The organism is Sphingobium aromaticiconvertens (genome assembly GCF_037154075.1).
Taxonomy (GTDB): domain Bacteria; phylum Pseudomonadota; class Alphaproteobacteria; order Sphingomonadales; family Sphingomonadaceae; genus Sphingobium; species Sphingobium aromaticiconvertens.
Map to the genome: position 1 here is coordinate 4,866,685 of NZ_JBANRJ010000001.1, position 18,711 is coordinate 4,885,395.

Below are 18,711 nucleotides of genomic sequence, written 5' to 3' on the forward strand. Positions count from 1 at the left end.
ACTATTTCGACATTATATTCTGTTATATGAATTTTCTGCGCGTCAGGCCGCATTGTCAAGCCATGTCGATCAAAGAAGAAATGCCCCGCGTCCGTCGCATCGGGGCGGCATCAGCCGCGCTTGAGCAGGAGCGCCCCATAGCCATAGCCGCCATTGGCGACGAGGCAGGTTCGCGCGTCTTTCACTTGCCGCGCCCCACCCTTGCCCCAAAGCTGGAGGCACGCCTCATAGGTGTGGCCATAGCCATGAAAACGCCCGGCAGAGAGTTGCCCGCCACTGGTATTGAGCGACAATTCCCCGTTCAGCCCGATCCGAGTGCCGCCTTCGACGAACTGCGCCGCCTCTCCTCGCCCGCACAGGCCAAGACTCTCCATCCACAACAGGGTCAGGATCGAGAAGCCATCATAGATTTGCGCGACATCGACATCGCGGGGTTTGAGATCGGTGCGCGACCACAGCATCTCCCCCGCGCCGTCCGCAGGCAATTGCGTGAAATCGCCGACATGGCGGCCGATACCCAGCCCGCCCAGCGACATGCCCATCGCCTCGATCTCAATCGGGGTGCGCGCCATGTCCATCGCAATGTCTCGCCGCGACAACAGGATCGCGGTCGATCCGTCGATATGGGTGTCGCAATCGTACAGCCGCAGCGGCGAGGAAATGATACGAGATTCAAGATAGTCCTCAATGCTGATCGGCGTCCGGTAGATCGCGTTGGGATTGAGGCTCGCCATATGGCGGCTGTTGACCGCGATCGCGCCGAGCTGCACTGCCGATGCGCCATATTTGGCGCAATAGGCCTGCGCGTAGAGCGCATAGAGATTGGCCGGGGAAAGGGCGTTGAACGGCGCGGACCACATATTGCCGCGTGTAGCGCGGGTCGGCAGACTGCCGCCGCCACGCGGCGTGGCGCGCGCTGTCGCTTCGGCCACGGTGCGGAATATCAGCACATGGCGGCATAGGCCCGATGCGATGGCCTGAATCGCGCTGAAGATCGCGCTCATATGCCCATGCCCCTCGATCGAGGCACCGACCCAGACCGGTTTCATGCCCGATGCCAGCATCACCTCTGTCGCGCCAACCGGGGAAAAGCCGCCACCGTCGCCGGTCGGTCCGGGATAGGTGGTCAGCCCGTCTATCTCGGCGAGGGTCAGGCCAGCGTCCGCGATCGCCGCATCACAGGCATCAAGTGTCAGTTGCAACGCGCTGCGCGGCGAGGGACGCCCGACCGCAGACTGGCCTGCGCCTGTGATGCAGACCTGCTTTTCCGCATGCACCATTTAATCGGTCCCACGCGGTCGGAACATCGGCAGCCACACATCTTCATGGCGCTCGAACTGCACCTCGACAGACAACCCGATGCTCACAGCCTCCGGCGCGCAATCCACGATGTTCGTCATGGCATATAGCTCGGCCTGTTCCTCCAGTTCCACCACGGCAAAGACATAGGGGACAGCCAGCCCCGGACGCCAAGGTTGATGATTGACCGTGAATGTGGCTACTCTCGCCCGGCCCGAAACCGGTGCAGGCGCCAGCGCATCGCCGCCACAGTCGGCGCAGCGCGGCAGCGGCGGATGCTGATACCGCCCACAGGCACAGCGCTGGATCAGCAGCATCCCCATTTCGCCCGCGCGCCAATAGAAACCCGAATCCTTTTCGACGGCGGGCAACTGGCGCGGGACCGCGGCGGCCATGTCAGCGCAGCAGCACTGGAATGGCCGACATGCCGCGCTGTTCCAGCCCGCCAGTCAGGAAAGGCGCGGGCTGGTCGGGATCGAGCCGGATGTCGGGAAAGGCGTCGAGCAGCGCGTTGATGCCGACATTGATCTCGCTGCGCGCCACATTCATGCCCAGACACTGATGCTGGCCGATGCCAAAGCCCAGATGCGGCTTGAGCGGACGGTGAAGATCATAATCATCGGGATCGTCCCAGCGGACGGGATCACGATTGGCTGCGCCCGTGCACAGTTCGACAACCGACCCGGCCGGGATGACGACGCCGCCCAGTTCAGAATCCTCCGTCACCAACCGGCTGAACACTGGCGCGGTCACGTTCCAGCGCACCGATTCCTCGATCGCCGCATCGACCAGCGCCCGGTCCGCCTTCACCGCGTCCAGTTGATCGCGCCGGGTTAACAATGCCCACAGCGTAATCCCGAACTGCCGCCAGGACGTTCCGCCGCCCGCAACCATCACGAGGCGACTGTTGATTGCGATCTCGCGATCGTTGAGCGGTCGTTCGGAGCCATCCGGCAATTGCACCGTCGCCTCGATCAGCTTCGACACGACATCGTCGCCCGGATCAGCGCGGCGGCTGGCAATCAATTCGGCCAGCATCCGCCAGACGGTTTCCGACGCTTCCGCCCGGATCTCCGGCGGGATGTGGCCGACTTCACTGCTGCGGATCAGCGCATTGCGGAATATCAGCGCATCATCCCCCTCCATGCCGATCGCGCGGGTTACGGTATGGACGGGCACGCGTGCGCAATATTCCAGGTTTAGTTCGGCGCGATCCTGTGTCTGCAAGCGGGCGATCAGCGTCTCGACAATCTCGTTGATCCAGCGCTGACGCCACCAGGTCAGCGTGCGCGGCTTGATGAACATCGGCTGCAACGTCTTGCGATAGGCCAGATGCTGCAACCCATCCATTTCCAGGATGCCCATCATTTGTTCGTTGGTCGGGTTCGGATGATGGATGATGCTTGACGAAAAACGGCCATTTTCCCGAAAGACCTTTTCGCACGCCGCAAAGCTCAGCACCGTATAGCTTTGCCGCCCCAAGCCGACCTTGTGGCGCTTGACTTCGGGCAGACCGAGCAACGCTCTCAGCGATCCTTTATGCACTTCCGCCCGATCGCGCAGCGCGGACAGCTTCGGGTTCATGTCCTCCTCGACCAGATTACCCATCTCCATCGCTTCACGGCGAACGTCATAGAGCTGCTCGTAAAGCGGATCGTCGCGGGTCAGAACATCGGCCATTACAGTCCTCTTGCGTATCTTTGCCCTTCAGGCAGGTGAAGTCGGGATCGGGGCCAGCCCCGCAATTTTCTCGCCAGCCGCCTCGGCGCGGGCCAGCCGCCCTGCGGCTGTTTCATGGCGCAGGCGGCGGCCGGCCAGGTACAGCAGCACAAAGGCGACCGGCGCGAGCAGTTGGACACTGATCATTCCCCAGGCGAGCGATCCGGTCAGAGTGCTGACCTTGCCCACCCAATAGGGTCCGGCCCCTGCGGAAATGACGATGTTGACGAGCGCAAAGGCGGACGCCGCGCCACCCCGCATCCTGGGCAGCACCAGATCCTGGATCATCGCGGCAAAGGCCCCGGCCCATCCCGAAGTGAACAGCGCAAAGATAGCAAAGCCGGGCAGAAAACCCTGCGGCGTGGTGGCGCTCAACATCATGGCGAGTGCAGGGAGCGTCCCGGTCATGCTGATCGCCGCGATCCAGAGCGGCGCGCGCGGATCACTCTGCTTCCACCGATCGGCCAGCCAGCCACCGCCGATCACCCCCAGGGCGCTGGTCGACGCCATGATAAGGCCAAGCGTGCCGCCGGCCGAGGCAGGCGACATATGCAGCTCGCGAATGGCATAGGCCGCCGACCAGGCATTCACCGCGCCAGTCGCGCAGGCAACCATCGCCCCGCCGAGCATAGCCAGCACATAGGTCGGACAGCCGAAGGTCAGCCGATAAAAGGGCAGATCGCGCAACTTCTGCGCCTGCCCCCAGGTGATGATCGCATAGGCACCCAGCGCAATCGCGCTCCACTGGGCCACATCCCCTGTCAGCACGATCAGCCCGACCGCAAGCCCGACCAGCAGTGCAATCAGCAACAGATTGGCGGTCAGCGCCTGCCGATTGCCAGTACGATAGAGGCTGACAAGGGTGAAGGGCGGGATTGCCGCGCCGAACTCCCGAATGAGCAAGCGTCCGAGCGGCACTTCCTCCTTGCCGGGGCGATGCGGCTCCCGCAATGTCGCGACGAGGATCGCGAGCGGTAGTCCGGGCAGGCCGACGATCAGCAGCGCCGCCTGCCAGCCCTTGATACCACAGGCGAAATCGCCCGGCACGCCCGCGCACATGCTGCCCCAATGCTGAAGAATATAGCCCCCCAGCACGAGCGCGGCGGCGCCCCCCAGATAGGCGCCCGCCACATAGGTGCCGAGCGCGGCAGCCCGGTTACGCGCCGGAAAATAGTCGGAAATCAGCGAGTGTGAACAGGGGTTCGCGGTGGCCTCTCCCACACCGACGCCGATCCGCGCCGCGCCCAGCCCAGCGAAACTGGTCGCCCCCGCCCCGGCGGCGGTCATGATCGACCAGGTGGCCAATCCCGTCGCCATCAGCCGCGTCCGGCTGAGCACGTCGGCAATCCGGCCCATCGCAATGCCGACCACCGAATAGAAAACGGCAAAGCCGGTGCCGAGCAGGAAGCCAAGCTGCGCGTCAGTCAATTGGAGGTCGACCTTGATGCTCTGCGCCAGGATGGAGAGGATCAGGCGATCCAGAAAGTTGAGCAGGCCCGCAATCGTCAGGACGGCGAGTACGTAAAAGGCATAGGGCGTGGCCTTCTCAACCACCGCGCTCTCGGTCTTTGGCAGGCCCGTACCCCGCGCCACACCAGACGCAGCCGTGAAATGCCCCGCGCCTTCCAAAGGCAGGGCCACGACACCGCCAACCATCGGACCGCCTTCATCGCCTGAGCGCTCTGACATCCTATTCTCCCTAAGCCGTCGACACCGACGATCCATCTTTATAATTCGTTATTTCGACATTTTTATCCATATATAGAACTTCATGTCAAGCACGGTTGCCGTGCGGATCAGGCGAGCAGTCGCTTCCTGATGACGTCCAGTCGGTTTCGGTCGACCCCCAGCACGCCCTCCAGATAATCCTCAAATGCCCGCGCGTCGGGCGCGACCAGATCCAGCGCCGTCGCCATATACTGGGGATCGGCACTCAGGATCGCGCGCACGACTTCGGGCGACTGGCGTGCCAGCAGGCTCCCTTCGGCTGCGGGCCGAGCCATCAGCCGCTCCAGATTGCCCATGCGGTCGGTCAGGGCAAAGTCGGCCAGCACCGTCTCGCGGGGTACGCCGAGCGCGGTCAGGATCAGCGCCGCAGCGGTTCCCGCCCGATCCTTGCCCGCCGAACAATTGAAGATCAGCGGCACCTCGCCGTCATGCAGTCGCCGGAACAGTTCGCGATAGGCTGGCGCCTGTTCGAACGGCAGACGTCGATAGCCTTCCAGCATCGCCGCCTGCGCCGCCTCTGCATCGGGCAGGTCCGACGCCATCAGGCGCCTGAGTTCCCCAAAGCTCGTTTCATAATCGCGCGACCAATAAGACAGGCCCAGCGCCGCGTGCCAGTCCACCGGTTCGGTCAGTCGTTCCCGCGTCGTCCGCAGGTCGCAAAGCCCCACAACGCCCAATGCGCGCAGCGTTCCAAGCCCCTCGGGCGTCACTCCCGCCAGACTCCCCGAACGATACAGCAGACCCCGGCGCACCGCCCGCCCATCCATTCCGCGATAACCGCCCAGATCACGAAAATTGCGCCCGCCTGCGAGCGGAACGGCCTGCGCGCAGACGCTTTCAGTATCGGCCAACGTCACGGCATCAATCCGCGGCGACGCGGACGACGAGTTTGCCCACATTCGCATTGCCGCTGAAAATGCCAGCAAAAGCAGCGGGTGCCTCGTCCAGCCCCTCGACCACCGTCTCGGTCAGCTTGATCTTCCCCTCGCCATGCCAGCGCGCGAGATCGTCAAGCGCTTTCTGCCCGGCCACCATAGCCCCACCGAAACCGCGCACCTCCAGTCCCCTGGACATGATGGTCCGCATGAAGCCGGGCAGCCGGTCCGGCCCCGGCCCTTCCAGCCCCAGGCCATAATAAGCGATGAAACCGCAGACCGGCATGCGCGCCTGATATTTGAGCAGCGGCAGCACCGCCTGCGTCACCGCCCCGCCGACATTCTCGACATAGACGTCGATCCCTCCGGCGCAGGCGGCAGCGAGCTGCTCGGCATAATCGTCAGCCTTGTAATCGACACAGACATCGAAGCCGAGCGCCTCGACCGCGCGGCATTTGGCGGCCCCACCGGCAATGCCCACAACCTTGGCGCCGAGCAGCTTACCGATCTGCCCCGCGATCGTGCCGACCGCTCCCGCCGCAGCAGAGATCACCACCGTCTCGCCCGCCTTCACCCGACCTATCTCGATCATGCAGGCATGCGCCGTCTGCCCTGGCATACCCAGCAAACCCAACGCGGAAGATGGCGGTGCGGCGACTGCATCAATCTTGCGCAGCGGCACGGCGGTGGGGTCGATTGCCGCAAATTCGCGCCAACCCGTCCGCCCCTCCACCCAATCACCGATGGCGAAGTCTTCGGCATTGGATGCCTCGACCCGCGACACCGCTCCGCCATAGAGAACTTCGCCCGGCCGTACCTGCGCCCGACCCGTCAGCCGCCGCTCATCCAGCGAAAAACGGATCAGCGGATCGAGCGAAAGCCAGTAGGTCTTGAGCAGCACCTCGCCTGCCGCCGGTTTGGGAATCGCGGCGGTTTCGACCGCAAAGTCCCCGACGCTGGGCGCGCCCTTCGGATAGGCCCGCAACACAACCTGTTTCATCGACATTCCCTCATGCGTTCAATCCACCATTCACGCTGATGATCTGGCCTGTGACCTTGCGCGCTCCATCGCCACACAGGAACAGGACCAGCGGCGCGATGTCCGCAGGCGTCGGCAGGCCAAGGCCCGCACGCATCCTCGCTTTGGCGACCCGATCAGGCGCGCGCGCCTCTGTCCGTACCAAGCTGGCGCTGCCTTCGACGAAGCCCGGCGCTATGCAATGAACCCGGACACCATCCTGCGCGGCGTCCATCGCGAGGTTGCGGACAAAGCCCATAATCCCCGCCCGCGACGCGCCGATCGCCGCCTGCCCCGGCGCCGCGAAACGCCCGGCATCGGAGGCGAAGGCAATCAATGTTCCGCCTCGCCGCGCCAGCCAGGGCAAGGCGGCATGGGCCAGCCGCTGGATATGGGCGACCGATGCATCCAGCAGGCACGGATAACCCGCAGGATCGGTGTCGACGAAGCGTCCGACCACGCCGGGCGGGCCGCCCGTCACGCAATCGACCACGGCATCGATCCGACCGAAACTGGAAGCGGCGCGTTCCACGATCGACGGCACGGCACCTTCTGCAAACGCGTTCCCGGCATAACCGACCATGTCCGTGGGCTGCCGGGTGAACCCTTTAATCACCGTGTCGACGCTGTCCTGCGTGCGGCCATGAACCACCACACGCCAGCCAGCCTCCAGCGCCTGGGCTGCGATCTCTCGCCCGATCGAGCCGGTTCCGCCGGTTATCAACATCATCGGGCGATCGTCTTGCGTCATCGGCGCAGCGGAACGCCCGCCGAAAGGCCACCATCGACCGGCAAATTCACGCCTGTTATATTGGCGGCGAGATCGGACACCAGGAACAGCGCGGCGTTGGCGCAATCCATCGGGTCGATCGCACAACCCAGCGGATGCGCGGCCCCCATGCTTTGGCGCACGCGATCGGCATTGGGACCGGTCGAATCCATGCCGCCATAGCGGGTAGGCATGCCCGCCGGGCACACCGAATTGATCCTTATGCCCTGCGCAGCAACCTCCATCGCCAGCGTCCGGGTCAGCCCGACGACAGCGCCCTTGGTCGCCCCATAGGCCACCCCGCCATAGCCGATCAGTCCAGCCACCGACGCCGTGTTTATGATCGCCCCGCCACCGCCTTGCTGCGCAAATACCGCGATGGCAGCCTTGCACCCATAAAGTACGCCATTGACGTTCACCGCCTGCACCGCCGTGATTTCCTCGGCGGTCGTCTCGACAAGCGGTTTTGGTCCCTTCCCCGGCGATCCCATGACGGTGATGCCCGCATTATTATACAGGATATCGAGCCGCCCATAGGTGACGACCGCAAGCGTGATCAGTCGTTCGACATCGATTTCATCCGCTACATTGCAACGCGCGGCACAGGCTTCGCCGCCCTCGACATGGATCATCGCTACCGTTTCGTCGGCGCGGGCGGCATCGATGTCGGCCACCACGACGCGCGCGCCATGGCGAGTGAAGAGCAGCGCCGCCGCCTGTCCTACCCCCGATCCCGCACCCGTGATCACGGCAACCTTGCCTTCGATCAGTCCCTTCATGTCATGCCCCCATGTTGATGCAGCTAAGTTGCTGGTAAAGGCGGATGCCCTCGACGCCCCGCTCACGCCCGACGCCGCTCATCCGCTGGCCGCCGGCCGAAACATAGCTGCTCATCATCGCGCCGTTCACATTGACCGTGCCGCTCTTGATCCGCAACGCGACCTCCAGCGCCTTGCGCCGATCCGCGCCAAAAACGTAGCCAGACAGCCCGTAGCGGGAGTCGTTCGCCATCTGCACCGCATGATCGAGGTCGCGATAACCGATGATGCAGAGCACCGGCCCGAATATCTCCTCCTGCGCCGCAGGGTTCGCATTGTCGGGCAGATCAAGCACGGTCGGCTCGAAGAAAAAGCCGCCTTCCGGGCTGTCCGGACGCCGACCGCCCGTAACGATGGTCCCGCCACTCTCCACCGCAAGCGCAACGAAATGTTCGCAACGCGCACGTTGCGCGGCCGAGATAACCGGCCCCAACTGGGTCGTAAGGTCATCAGCCCCGCCGATGCGGATGGCAGCGAATGCAGCCTTGATCTTCTCCACGATCGCGGGCTTGTCCGCCTCCGGCACGAAGATGCGGGTGCCCAGCGCGCAGCCCTGCCCCGCATGGGCGGTGCATGCGCCAATCATGACGGGCACGACCTTGTCGATGGCATCGGGCAGGAAAATCTGCGCCGACTTGCCACCCAGTTCGAGTTGCAGGCGCTTCATCGTCGCTGCTGCCTGCTGCATCACCTGCACGCCCACAGCGGTCGACCCGGTGAACGCCACCATATCGACATCCGCGTGGGTCGTGAGCAATTGCGCCCCTTCGATCCCGCCCTCCACGACAATATTGAGCACGCCCGGCGGCAGCCCGGCTTCGTCGGCGGCTTCGCCGAAGACCACCGCGGACAGAGGCGTGAGCGGGCTTGGCCGCAGGACCACCATATTGCCGGTGATCAGCGCGGGCATGACCTTCCACAGCGCCGTCAGAAAAGGGAAATTATAGGCCGCTATGGCAGCGACCACACCGATCGGCGTATACTGGCGCAGGCTCTGATAGGGTTGCCCCATCGGGTTCACCCGCTCGCTGATCGGCAACGGGTTATCCTCATAGTCTGGCAGCGCCAGTGCCAGATCGATGATCTGGTACGCCTGGGCGAGTGGCGTCTGGACCTGGCTCCGCATGGACGGCGTAAAACGCGGGCAGCCTGCTTCCAGAGCGACAAGGTCGATGATCCGGTCCGCCCGCGCCTCCAGCCCCGCGACATAGCGTCGCAACGTCTCTGCGCGCGCCGCAATCGGCAGGTCGCTCCAGATACCTGAATCAAATGCCCGGCGCGCAGAACTGATCGCTTCCCCGACTTGCCGCAGGGACATGCCGCTCAGAGTCTTGATCACGCTGCCGGTCGATGGATTTTCGACCGTAAATGGCGCTCCCAACCCCGCAACATGGCGGCCCTCGACAAACCCTCCCTCCATATTTCATCCTTATTCGTTATTTCGAATATTTATTCGATATATAACAAGTAAGGCGAAACTGCTCCTGCCGTCAATGGCGATCCGTTATCAGGAAAAGCGTAAAGCCTATTGTCCCCTGAAAATCAGGGTTGGCGGCCTGCCAGAAAATCGGTGAGGCGATGCCCCGCGTCACGCAGTCGGCGGCCAATCTGCATGATCTGCGCGCCGCTGTAGGAACCGCCCAGGCCGCTTAGCACGAGTACGAACGCGACCTGCTTTTGCGCGTCGAACACCGGCGCGGCGAGGGACGCGAGCGGATAGGTTTCCGCCTCGTCCAATGTGGTGGCGACGCTGATTCCGGCGACGGCATCGGGTTCGTCAAACAGCCAGCCGATCGATCCCCGCTGCTCATCCGACGTTCTCAGAATGATCTGAAAGCCCAGTTCGCGCGTAAGGCGGATACCCGCGTGAAGTTCCTCGCGATATTCCTTCGAGACGCCCGGCAAAGTGGAGTCGATAAACGCATCTGCATCGGCCTGAGGCGACCAGCTCACCCAATTGGTACCGGCCGGGGGTTTCAGCGGCAATCGCGTGCCGCGCGGCACCGACCAGCCCAGATTGGAGCGCGAGGCGGCCCGTTCCCGGACGATGATTTCATTGCCCTCCCGAAACACAGCCGTGCAGACCGCGTCATATTCATCCGCCAGAACGCGCATTTCCGGCAGGGCGATGCGAACCGGGGAGAGATGCTCGTCCGCGACCCGGCCGACAGCGATCAGCGCGGGACCGAGCACATAGCTTTTGTCGCTGGTCCGATAAAGATAATTGGCCTCCACAAGCCCGGCGAGCAGGGCATGGCAGGTCGCCCGGCTCAGCTTCAGCGCCCGCACGAAATCCGTCAGGGTGAAAGATTCGCCGGGATGTTCGGCCATGAAATTGAGGATGGCCACCACACGCGCGACGCCAGGAGAAGAACGGGTCATATTTCCTGTTCACTATTTCGAATTGACTGGACTTAGGAGCGCGCGCGCCACGCGGTCAAGGCCCCTCTCAAGGCATTCTCGACAATCATGAACCAAGCACCGAAGGGCGATCCTATTTTTTGACTATATTTTCGCTATTGTGACATATCATTCACAATGTTACGCATATCCCGACATTTCCGGCGGCAGAATCAAAAAGGGTTCGCATGGAACAAGCGATAGGGAGAGCGCTTTGGCCAAATATCTCATGCTGGCTCTGAACGGCCCGACATCCGGCGAAGGCGACGAGGAACGCTGCAATCGCTGGTATGAGGATGTCCACATGCCGGACTTCCGCAAGATCGACGCTGTCAAAAGCGCGCGACGCTATCAGGTCGTGCGCGGCAACCTACCGGGCATGGAAGCATGGCCCTACGTCACCGCTTATGAGATCGACACCGACGACCTCGTGGCCGTTTCCAAACGCCTGGCAACCGAGGTCGGCCCGGCGCATCCGACCATGGATCGGGAGCGCTCTGCCCATATCTGGGCCATCCAGATCAGCGGCGACGACTGACACCGTCTGCGGGGCGGTCCGGCTGAGGCCGACCGCCCCACCAGCTTCAAACCAGGCCGGAAAGCCGGCGGCCCACCAAGGGCCAAATCAAAAATGGGAGAGGTAATGACCAAGCTATTGGCGTCCACACTGTGGGCATCCGCATCCATGATCGCGCTGGGAACTGGTGCATCATCCGCTGCACAGACCGGCGGCGACCCGACGGACATCATCGTGACCGCGCGGCGGGTCGAGGAACGGCTACAGGATGTGCCGATCTCCATCACCGTGTTCAATCAAGGGCAACTCGACAACCGGAACATCAACAGCGGTAACGATCTGGCGACCTATACGCCCTCGCTCAGCGCCAATAGCCGTTTTGGCACCGACAATGCGAGTTTCGCCATCCGCGGCTTTTCGCAGGAATCGCGCACTACGGCATCGGTGGGCATCTATTTCGCCGATGTCGTGGCGCCACGCGGCGGTACTGCGTCCATCGGCAGTGGCGATGGCGCTGGTCCTGGTTCCTTCTTCGACCTTCAGAACGTCCAGGTGTTGAAAGGTCCGCAGGGCACTCTGTTCGGTCGCAACACCACCGGCGGCGCAGTCCTGCTGGTCCCCCGGCGTCCCGGCGAGGATTTTGAGGGTTATGTGGAAGGATCGGTCGGCAATTATGACCTGCGGCGGTTGCAAGGGGTTATCAACACACCCCTGGGCGACACTGCTCGCCTGCGGATCGGCTTCGACCGGCAGGTCCGCGACGGTTATATGAAGAATATTTCGGGCATCGGGCCGGATGATTTCGCCGATCTCGATTACTGGGCGCTGCGCGCCAGCCTGGTCATCGACCTGACGCCCAATCTCGAAAACTACACCATCCTTTCCTATCTCCATTCCAGCACCAACGGGCAATTGCCCCAGGTATCGGCCTGCAACAACGCCATTTTTCCGCAAGGCCAACCGATTTGCGATCAGATCGATCGACAACGGGGCCAGAGCAAATTCGCGGTCCAATCCGCCGTCGCCGACCCGCTCAGCCTGGTGCGCCAATGGCAGATCATCAACACGACGACCTGGCAGGCGACCGACCAGCTTACGGTCAAGAACATCGCCAGCTACTCGCAATTCTATAACCGTATCCGGTCGGACTTCTTTGGCGTCGATGCGATCGTCCCCCCGTCGCAGACCAACCCGCGAACAGGCGCCGTGGTCGCGGGCGGCGCTCTGACCGGCGCGCATGGCTCGTTCAACACATCCTTCGCGCCGCCGGGCGGCTCGCTCGCCGATCAGGAGAACGTCACCGAGGAATTGCAGTTTCAGGGACGCGGTTTTGGCGGCAAGCTGAACTGGCAGGCGGGCGGTTATCTGGAGCTTAGCAATCCGCTGGGCGACAACAGCATCTATGCCGCGACACGGCTGATCTGCACAGACAGGTTCGCCTTTCAATGCGCGAACTTCCCCGGCACGACAGGCTCGCTTACGATCCAGCGCTTCCGCGCCTCTTTCCACAATTACGCGCTCTATGGTCAGGCCTCCTACAGCCTGACAGACCATCTGAAACTGACCGGCGGGTTCCGCTACACCTGGGACGTTTCGCGGGCACGCGCGCTGAACGCCCAGTTCCTGTTCCCGGCCGGATCGGCGCCCGTCGGCCGCTGCGCCAATCCCACGTTGCGCCCGGCAGGCAATCCTCCGATCACCAGCCTCAACCAGTGCCTCGACAGACCCGTCCAAAGGAGCGACGCGCCCACATGGCTGCTGGGGCTGGACTATACGCCCATGGATGACTTCCTCATCTACGCCAAATATGCGCGCGGCTATCGGCAGGGCAGCGTCAATCCGCTCGCGGCGGGTGGTTTCACCACCTATGATCCAGAAAAGGTGGAGGCCTATGAGATCGGCGTGAAAGCGAGTTGGCACGGCGCTGTTCCCGGCAATCTGAACCTTGCGGGCTTCTACAACGATCTGTCGAACCAGCAGATAGCCCTTGGCCTCACATCCTCGCCAGCGCGCGGCTCGGCGCCGCCGAACAACGCCATCGTCAATATCGGGCAATCGCGGTTGAAAGGGGTCGAGGTCGAAACAAGCCTTGGTCCGGTCGCCGGCTTTCGCATCGATGCAAGCTATGCCTATATCGATGCGAAGCTGAAAACGACCGTAACCCCCACCTTCCCCGCCGATAGTCCCTATGACGGGTTCATTCCGATCAACCCCGGACAACCCGCCCCCTACACCCCCAAGCATAAACTTTCACTCACCGGCACGTACACGCTGCCACTTCCTGAAAGCGTCGGGGACGTGTCAGTCTCGGCAACCTACAGCTATATCGACAAGCAGGTCATTTTCAGCACGACCTACGGCACGCTACCCTCTTACGAGTTGCTCAATTTCAATCTGAACTGGCGTGAGGTCGCCGGCAGCCCGATCGACCTGTCGCTATTTGCGACCAATGTCACCAACAAGCGCTACGCCGTCGCAGTGAATGACATGCACGCCTCCGGCGGCTTCGTGTCCTATCTGTACGGTCAGCCGCGTATGTACGGCCTGCGCCTACGCTATGCCTTTGGAGGTTAGAAGGATCGGCCAGGCCGTGCGTCATTGAGGCCTGGTCCCCTGCAAGCCCGCCAGCCCGCCAGCCCGCCAGCCCGAGTGCGTGGATGTCTCGTCGCCATGCTGCCGGGCATCGCGGTCCTTGCGCAGTTAGCCAATCTCAATTAACGGCCCGTTTGCCTGCTCGCCGGTTTTTCCGATCGAGCGGGCATGATCGCGCCGGTACTCCGCAAGGGGTTTAAAATGGGAACGCGGTGCGGATGGCCTGTGCTGTCCTGATCCGAGGCTGTCCCTGCAACTGTAAATGGCGAGCGTGATGCATAGGGGTGAAAGACCGGAAAGGTCATTTCGCCAGCCACTGGGCCGGACGATGCAGCAGCATCCAGAGCCTGGGAAGGCCGTGCATCAGGCGATGACCCATGAGCCAGGAGACCTGCCAGCGCACCGGTCGCTCTTGCCTTGGTCCAGGGGATGGTCATGGCACGGTCTTTCTCCGTCTGAGCGACGAACCTGTGCGGCCGGGGCCGCATCAGTGCGTGGTGTCGGGCGACAAGCGCCCACCCGTCTTCGCGCATCGACCGATCAACCCTGATCGGCACGCCCCGCCGCCTCATGCTCAGGCGCGGGGGAATGACCATGTTCAAGACCAGTTTCGTGTCGCTTTTGGCCATAGCAGTGGCGACACCCGCCTTTGCCCAGGCTGATCCCAACCAACTCCCGATGGGCTATGCGGGCGAACCAATCGTCATCACCGCCTCCCGATCGGGCGAGGGCGTGCCAGTGAGTCAGCTCGGCGCATCGGTGACGGTGCTTGAGGCACAGACGCTCGACAATCGCCAGACGCGCATCGTGTCCGACATATTGCGCGACGTGCCCGGCCTGGCGATCAGCCGTAGCGGCGCGATCGGCAGCCCGACGCAGGTGCGCATCCGCGGGTCGGAGGGCAACCATGTGCTGGTTCTGATCGACGGGATCGAGGCGGCCGACCCTTATCAGGGCGAATATGATTTCGGCACGCTGCTCGCGGACCCTGCGGCCCGGATAGAAGTGCTGCGCGGTCAGCAATCGTCGCTCTATGGGTCGGATGCCATTGGCGGCGTCATTCATTACATCACCCTGACAGGCGCCGAAGCGCCGGGGTTCAGCGCCCGCGCGGAAGGGGGCTCCTTTGGCACCTATAGCGGCAGCGCGCGCACCGCGGGCGTTGCAGGCACCCTCGATTACGCGGTGTCCGGGACTTATTATCACACGCGCGGCACGCCGACCGCCCGCCTTGGCACGCGTGACGTCGGGTCGGACAATGCGGGCTTCAGCGCCAAGCTGATCTGGTCCCCCTCTGACAATTTCAAGCTGATCGGGGTTGCCCGCTACAGCTATACCGACGTGGACACCAACAACAATGAGAGCGATCCGGCCAGCCCGCTGTTCGGCACCATCGTCGACACCCCCGGCGCCTATCAGAAGAATGAAGGTTTTTACGGCCTGTTGCGCGCCGAGTTCACGGCGCTTGATGGTCGCTGGACCAATGCGCTGTCCGGCCAGATCGCTGACACAACGCGCAAAGGCTTTATCGCGTCCGGCCTCGATTATGGCGACAAGGGGCAGCGCTATAAGGGATCGTTCACCAGCAGCCTGAAGTTCGGCACCGATACGGTCGTCCACCGCCTGACCGCCGCCGTCGATGTCGAGCGCGAGCAGTTCCAGAACATCACCCCCTCCCCCTTCGCCTTTCAGGGCAAGCGCCACACCGACAATGTCGGTCTGGTCGGGCAATATGAGCTGCTGGTCGACGAGGCGCTTTCGCTGGGCGCCTCGATACGCCGGGATGAAAATAATCGCTTCGACGACACCACCACATGGCGCGCGCAGGGCAGCTATCGCTTCGCCACCGGCACGCGCATCCGTGGCGCCTATGGCACGGGCGTCAAGAATCCCGGCTATTTCGAACTGTTTGGCTTTACCGACGGCCAGTATATCGGCAACCCGAACCTGAAGCCTGAAAAGTCGCAAGGCTGGGAAGCCGGCATCGAACAGAGCATCGGTGGCGACAAGGCGACGATCGGCGCGACCTGGTTCGACAGCAAGCTGAAGGACGAGATTTACACAACCTACCCCGCACCCGATTTCATCGCGACGCCGGGCAATCGCACCACCGACTCCAAACAGCATGGTCTGGAGGTTTTCGTCAGCGCACGGCCGATCCCGCAGATCCGGTTGGACGCCGCCTATACCTATCTGAAAGCCCGAGAGGATGGCATCGTCGAAGTCCGGCGGCCCAAGCATATCGGCAGCTTCAACACGACCGTCTTTAGCACCGACCAGCGCTTCTCGGGCACGCTGACGCTGCGTTATAATGGGCGGCAGGAGGATGTGGCCTTTACTGATCCGAGCTTTATCCCGGTTCGGGTCAGCCTGCGTGACTATGTGCTCGTCAACCTGAACGCCGAATATAAGCTGCGGGACAATATTGCGATCTTCGGTCGGGTCGAGAATCTGACCGACGAGCAGTATGAGGAAGTGTTCAGCTTCGCCACGCAGGGTCGCGCAGCCTATGGCGGTGTGCGCGTGCGCTTCTAAAGATGACGGGGAGGGCCTGGGCGCTCTCCCCCCTAGTCCAGCATCGCGGCGAGCGCGGGGGTCATATATTCACGCCCCCTCGCCCCTTCGCGCCGGATCAGCAACGCAGCCAGCCCTTCGCGAGTAGCGAGCGCCATGCCCCGGTCGGGACCAAGAACAGTGATGGCAGTCGCCCAGGCGTCGGCCAGCATCGCCTGCGGGTGCAGGACCGACACGGAGGCCACGTCATTGGCGATCGGCGCGCCGCTGGCTGGGTCGATACTGTGCGACAGGCGGCCATCGGCGGAAGGACGGAAGCGGCGATAATCACCCGAGGTCGCGACCGACAGGCCGCAGAGCGCCACGCGCAGGACCGGCAGAGCCAGACCGGGCGGCGATTCAAGATCCACCCACCAGGGTTGCATGTCGGGCTTCACTCCCGCCCCGCGCAGTTCGCCGCCAATCTCCACCAGAAAACTGACGATACCCATGGCCGTCAGCGCGTCAGCTATGGCGTCGACGGCAAACCCCTTGGCAATACCCGACAGGTCGAGCGCGACATCCCGCAGGCGGCGCGCCTCTCCGTCTGCCAGTTCAATGGTCCGCCACGGCGGCGCGACCGGCGCGACGGGGGCAGTACCGATACGCTGTGAGGGGCCAAAACCCCACGCCTCCACGGCATGGCCGATCGCGGGATCGAAGGCGCCGTCGCTGATCCGGGCCATGTCCAGCCCGGCGCGCATTACCGTCATCAGATCCTCGGGCAGCGCAACCCATTCCCCCGCCAGCGTCCGGTTGAAACGGCTGATGTCCGATGCCACTTCCCAGTTGCTCATCTGGGCGATGACGCGGGCCAGAACAGCCTCGATCGCCTCAAGGCAGTCAGAGGGCGGATCAACAAGCTGCGCCGACCAACTGGTGCCCATCGTCAGCCCGGCAAGGCGAACGACGGGACCATGGCGCATCCGCCCGGCAAACTGGTCGGGCGACAGGTCGGCCGGAATAGCGACCCGCAAGCCGGTCGATGCGACGGTCAGGGCGCGAGCACTTCCAGCGTCGTGACATAGGATGCGCGGCGCGCGGGCGGGCCGGCCGGCGCGGCAGGACGCGGGGCTGGCGAAGCGCCCGCAGCAGCACCCTGACCACCGGGGCCACCGGGGCTGCCCGGACCACCTTCACGACCGCCACCAACCGATGCGTTCAGCCAGTACATGCCCGGTTCCGGCCAGGTCACGGTCAACTTGCCGGCCTTGTCGGTCTTGAGGTCCATCTGCTTCAGCGCATCGCGATAGCGGATGCCGCCGGGGATCACCGTGACCGCCAGGTCAGCGGCGGGCTTCCCATCGAGCAGGAACTGGAAGCTGGCCGCCTCCCCCGCGATCAGGTCGTTGGGATGGGTGACGGGCACCAGTTCGATGCCCACGCCGGTCGGCTTGAAGATCGTGGTAGTGGGCGCGCCCAGCGTCACGAAAATCTCGTTGCGGCTGGCGGCTTCCGATGTGCGGACATCGGTCGCGCCCGCAGGGATAGCAGCAACCAGCGTTTCCTTGGTCGTACCGCGCGGCAGCCGCACCTGCTTGCCGTTCAGCGTATAGCTGCCCATGATGCCCGACGACACCGACGCGATACGATAGGTGCCCTGCTGGGTCAGATGCACGTCGAAGGTCGAACGATATTTGCCCGTCGCCGGATTCTCGATCTTGACCTCCGTCCCGTCAGGCGCGGTTGCCTTGATCCCGTCGGTCCGCATCGGGTTATGTTCGAAATAGAACAGGTCGTTGGAGACGGCGGCATCGACCGTCACCCAGCTATCGGTGCCCGACAGGACGGTGGAGGACGGCATCATCCACTGGCGATGGGCCTGCGCCGCGCCGGGGAGGAGAAGAGCGGCAAGCGCGCTCGCGATCAGAAGACGGGTTTTCATGGTATTTCCCCCTTATTTGCCGAAGCTGAGGCTGACTGCCCCCAATTCACTCGCACCCGCGGCCTTCACAACCGCGCCGGGCTTCGCAGGCCAGGTGAACGGCAGGCGCAGCAATTCGCGCCCGCCCACTTCCCGCGCAGCCTCGATCACCAGCGTATAATTGCCCGGACCAACGGCGCCGAGCGGCCCCTTGCCAACCGTGAAGACTTGTTTCTGTTCACCCGGCGCGCGGGTCGCGCCGGTGATGCCGTCGGCGGGGAACTTCATTGTCCGCCCGGACACGCGCCACCATTGGCGCACATCGCGTAGCCATTTAGTACCCTCGCCATTCTTCATGTCATAATCATACCAGACCGACAGGGTGCGGGGGACGGCGCCCTCCTTTTCCAGCCAGATGGCGACATAGGGCCGATGATATTCGGCCACGGACAAACGCGGGATGGTGACGCTGAGCGTCATCGTCTGGGCGCTGGCGGGCGCAGCGGCGGCGGCCAGCGCAGCGGTACCGGTCAGCGCTAATTTATGGGCAATCTGCATC

At 63.4% G+C, this 18,711-nt stretch carries 16 protein-coding genes and 1 riboswitch; of the genes, 3 read left to right on the plus strand and 13 right to left on the minus strand.

Features of this window, described 5'->3' with window-relative positions; genetic code table 11:
- Positions 1-110: 110 nt before the first annotated feature.
- The 10 genes from WFR25_RS23640 to WFR25_RS23685 form a co-directional block, all read right to left on the minus strand.
- Positions 111-1,280, minus strand: coding sequence for a thiolase family protein (locus tag WFR25_RS23640; protein ID WP_336974227.1), 1,170 nt, complete (start codon positions 1,278-1,280; stop codon positions 111-113).
- A complete protein-coding gene (locus tag WFR25_RS23645) occupies positions 1,281-1,694 on the minus strand; it encodes a Zn-ribbon domain-containing OB-fold protein (RefSeq protein ID WP_336974229.1) in 414 nt (137 codons plus the stop codon). It lies immediately after the preceding gene.
- Position 1,695: 1 nt separating this feature from the next.
- The gene (locus WFR25_RS23650) at positions 1,696-2,979 is read right to left on the minus strand and encodes a cytochrome P450 (RefSeq protein WP_336974230.1); all 1,284 of its coding nucleotides are present in this window, start codon (positions 2,977-2,979) and stop codon (positions 1,696-1,698) included.
- Positions 2,980-3,006: 27 nt separating this feature from the next.
- Entirely contained in the window at positions 3,007-4,707 is a 1,701-nt protein-coding gene (locus tag WFR25_RS23655; protein ID WP_336974231.1) for an MFS transporter, read from the minus strand.
- Positions 4,708-4,814: 107 nt separating this feature from the next.
- On the minus strand, positions 4,815-5,603 hold the full coding sequence (locus WFR25_RS23660) for a tyrosine-protein phosphatase (RefSeq protein ID WP_336974233.1): 789 nt from the start codon (positions 5,601-5,603) through the stop codon (positions 4,815-4,817).
- Between the two features lie 4 nt (positions 5,604-5,607).
- Positions 5,608-6,621 carry an NADP-dependent oxidoreductase gene (locus WFR25_RS23665; RefSeq protein WP_336974236.1) on the minus strand — a complete coding sequence of 338 codons (1,014 nt, stop codon included), beginning with the start codon at positions 6,619-6,621 and terminating at the stop codon, positions 5,608-5,610.
- 10 nt (positions 6,622-6,631) lie between these two features.
- A complete protein-coding gene (locus WFR25_RS23670; RefSeq protein ID WP_336974238.1) occupies positions 6,632-7,369 on the minus strand; it encodes an SDR family NAD(P)-dependent oxidoreductase in 738 nt (245 codons plus the stop codon).
- 17 nt (positions 7,370-7,386) lie between these two features.
- The gene (locus WFR25_RS23675) at positions 7,387-8,187 is read right to left on the minus strand and encodes an SDR family NAD(P)-dependent oxidoreductase (protein WP_336974239.1); all 801 of its coding nucleotides are present in this window, start codon (positions 8,185-8,187) and stop codon (positions 7,387-7,389) included.
- A gap of 1 nt (position 8,188) precedes the next feature.
- A complete protein-coding gene (locus WFR25_RS23680) occupies positions 8,189-9,646 on the minus strand; it encodes an aldehyde dehydrogenase family protein (RefSeq protein ID WP_336974240.1) in 1,458 nt (485 codons plus the stop codon).
- 122 nt (positions 9,647-9,768) lie between these two features.
- Positions 9,769-10,608 carry an IclR family transcriptional regulator gene (locus WFR25_RS23685; protein WP_336974241.1) on the minus strand — a complete coding sequence of 280 codons (840 nt, stop codon included), beginning with the start codon at positions 10,606-10,608 and terminating at the stop codon, positions 9,769-9,771.
- A gap of 232 nt (positions 10,609-10,840) precedes the next feature.
- On the opposite strand from WFR25_RS23685, the gene WFR25_RS23690 reads away from it, so the two are divergent.
- From WFR25_RS23690 to WFR25_RS23700, 3 genes are all read left to right on the plus strand, one after another.
- Positions 10,841-11,164: a hypothetical protein gene (locus WFR25_RS23690; RefSeq protein WP_336974242.1), complete on the plus strand. Its 324-nt coding sequence runs from the start codon at positions 10,841-10,843 to the stop codon at positions 11,162-11,164.
- 105 nt (positions 11,165-11,269) lie between these two features.
- Positions 11,270-13,717 carry a TonB-dependent receptor gene (locus WFR25_RS23695; protein WP_336974244.1) on the plus strand — a complete coding sequence of 816 codons (2,448 nt, stop codon included), beginning with the start codon at positions 11,270-11,272 and terminating at the stop codon, positions 13,715-13,717.
- Between the two features lie 179 nt (positions 13,718-13,896).
- A riboswitch (cobalamin riboswitch) is annotated at positions 13,897-14,148 on the plus strand.
- A gap of 175 nt (positions 14,149-14,323) precedes the next feature.
- A complete protein-coding gene (locus WFR25_RS23700; protein ID WP_336974246.1) occupies positions 14,324-16,270 on the plus strand; it encodes a TonB-dependent receptor plug domain-containing protein in 1,947 nt (648 codons plus the stop codon).
- Between the two features lie 32 nt (positions 16,271-16,302).
- Here the strand turns inward: WFR25_RS23700 and WFR25_RS23705 are convergent, their stop codons facing one another.
- The 3 genes from WFR25_RS23705 to WFR25_RS23715 form a co-directional block, all read right to left on the minus strand.
- The gene (locus WFR25_RS23705; protein ID WP_336975026.1) at positions 16,303-17,175 is read right to left on the minus strand and encodes an FAD:protein FMN transferase; all 873 of its coding nucleotides are present in this window, start codon (positions 17,173-17,175) and stop codon (positions 16,303-16,305) included.
- A gap of 107 nt (positions 17,176-17,282) precedes the next feature.
- The gene (locus WFR25_RS23710) at positions 17,283-18,173 is read right to left on the minus strand and encodes a DUF4198 domain-containing protein (protein ID WP_336974247.1); all 891 of its coding nucleotides are present in this window, start codon (positions 18,171-18,173) and stop codon (positions 17,283-17,285) included.
- Between the two features lie 12 nt (positions 18,174-18,185).
- The gene (locus WFR25_RS23715) at positions 18,186-18,710 is read right to left on the minus strand and encodes a DUF2271 domain-containing protein (RefSeq protein ID WP_336974249.1); all 525 of its coding nucleotides are present in this window, start codon (positions 18,708-18,710) and stop codon (positions 18,186-18,188) included.
- Position 18,711 lies beyond the last annotated feature (1 nt).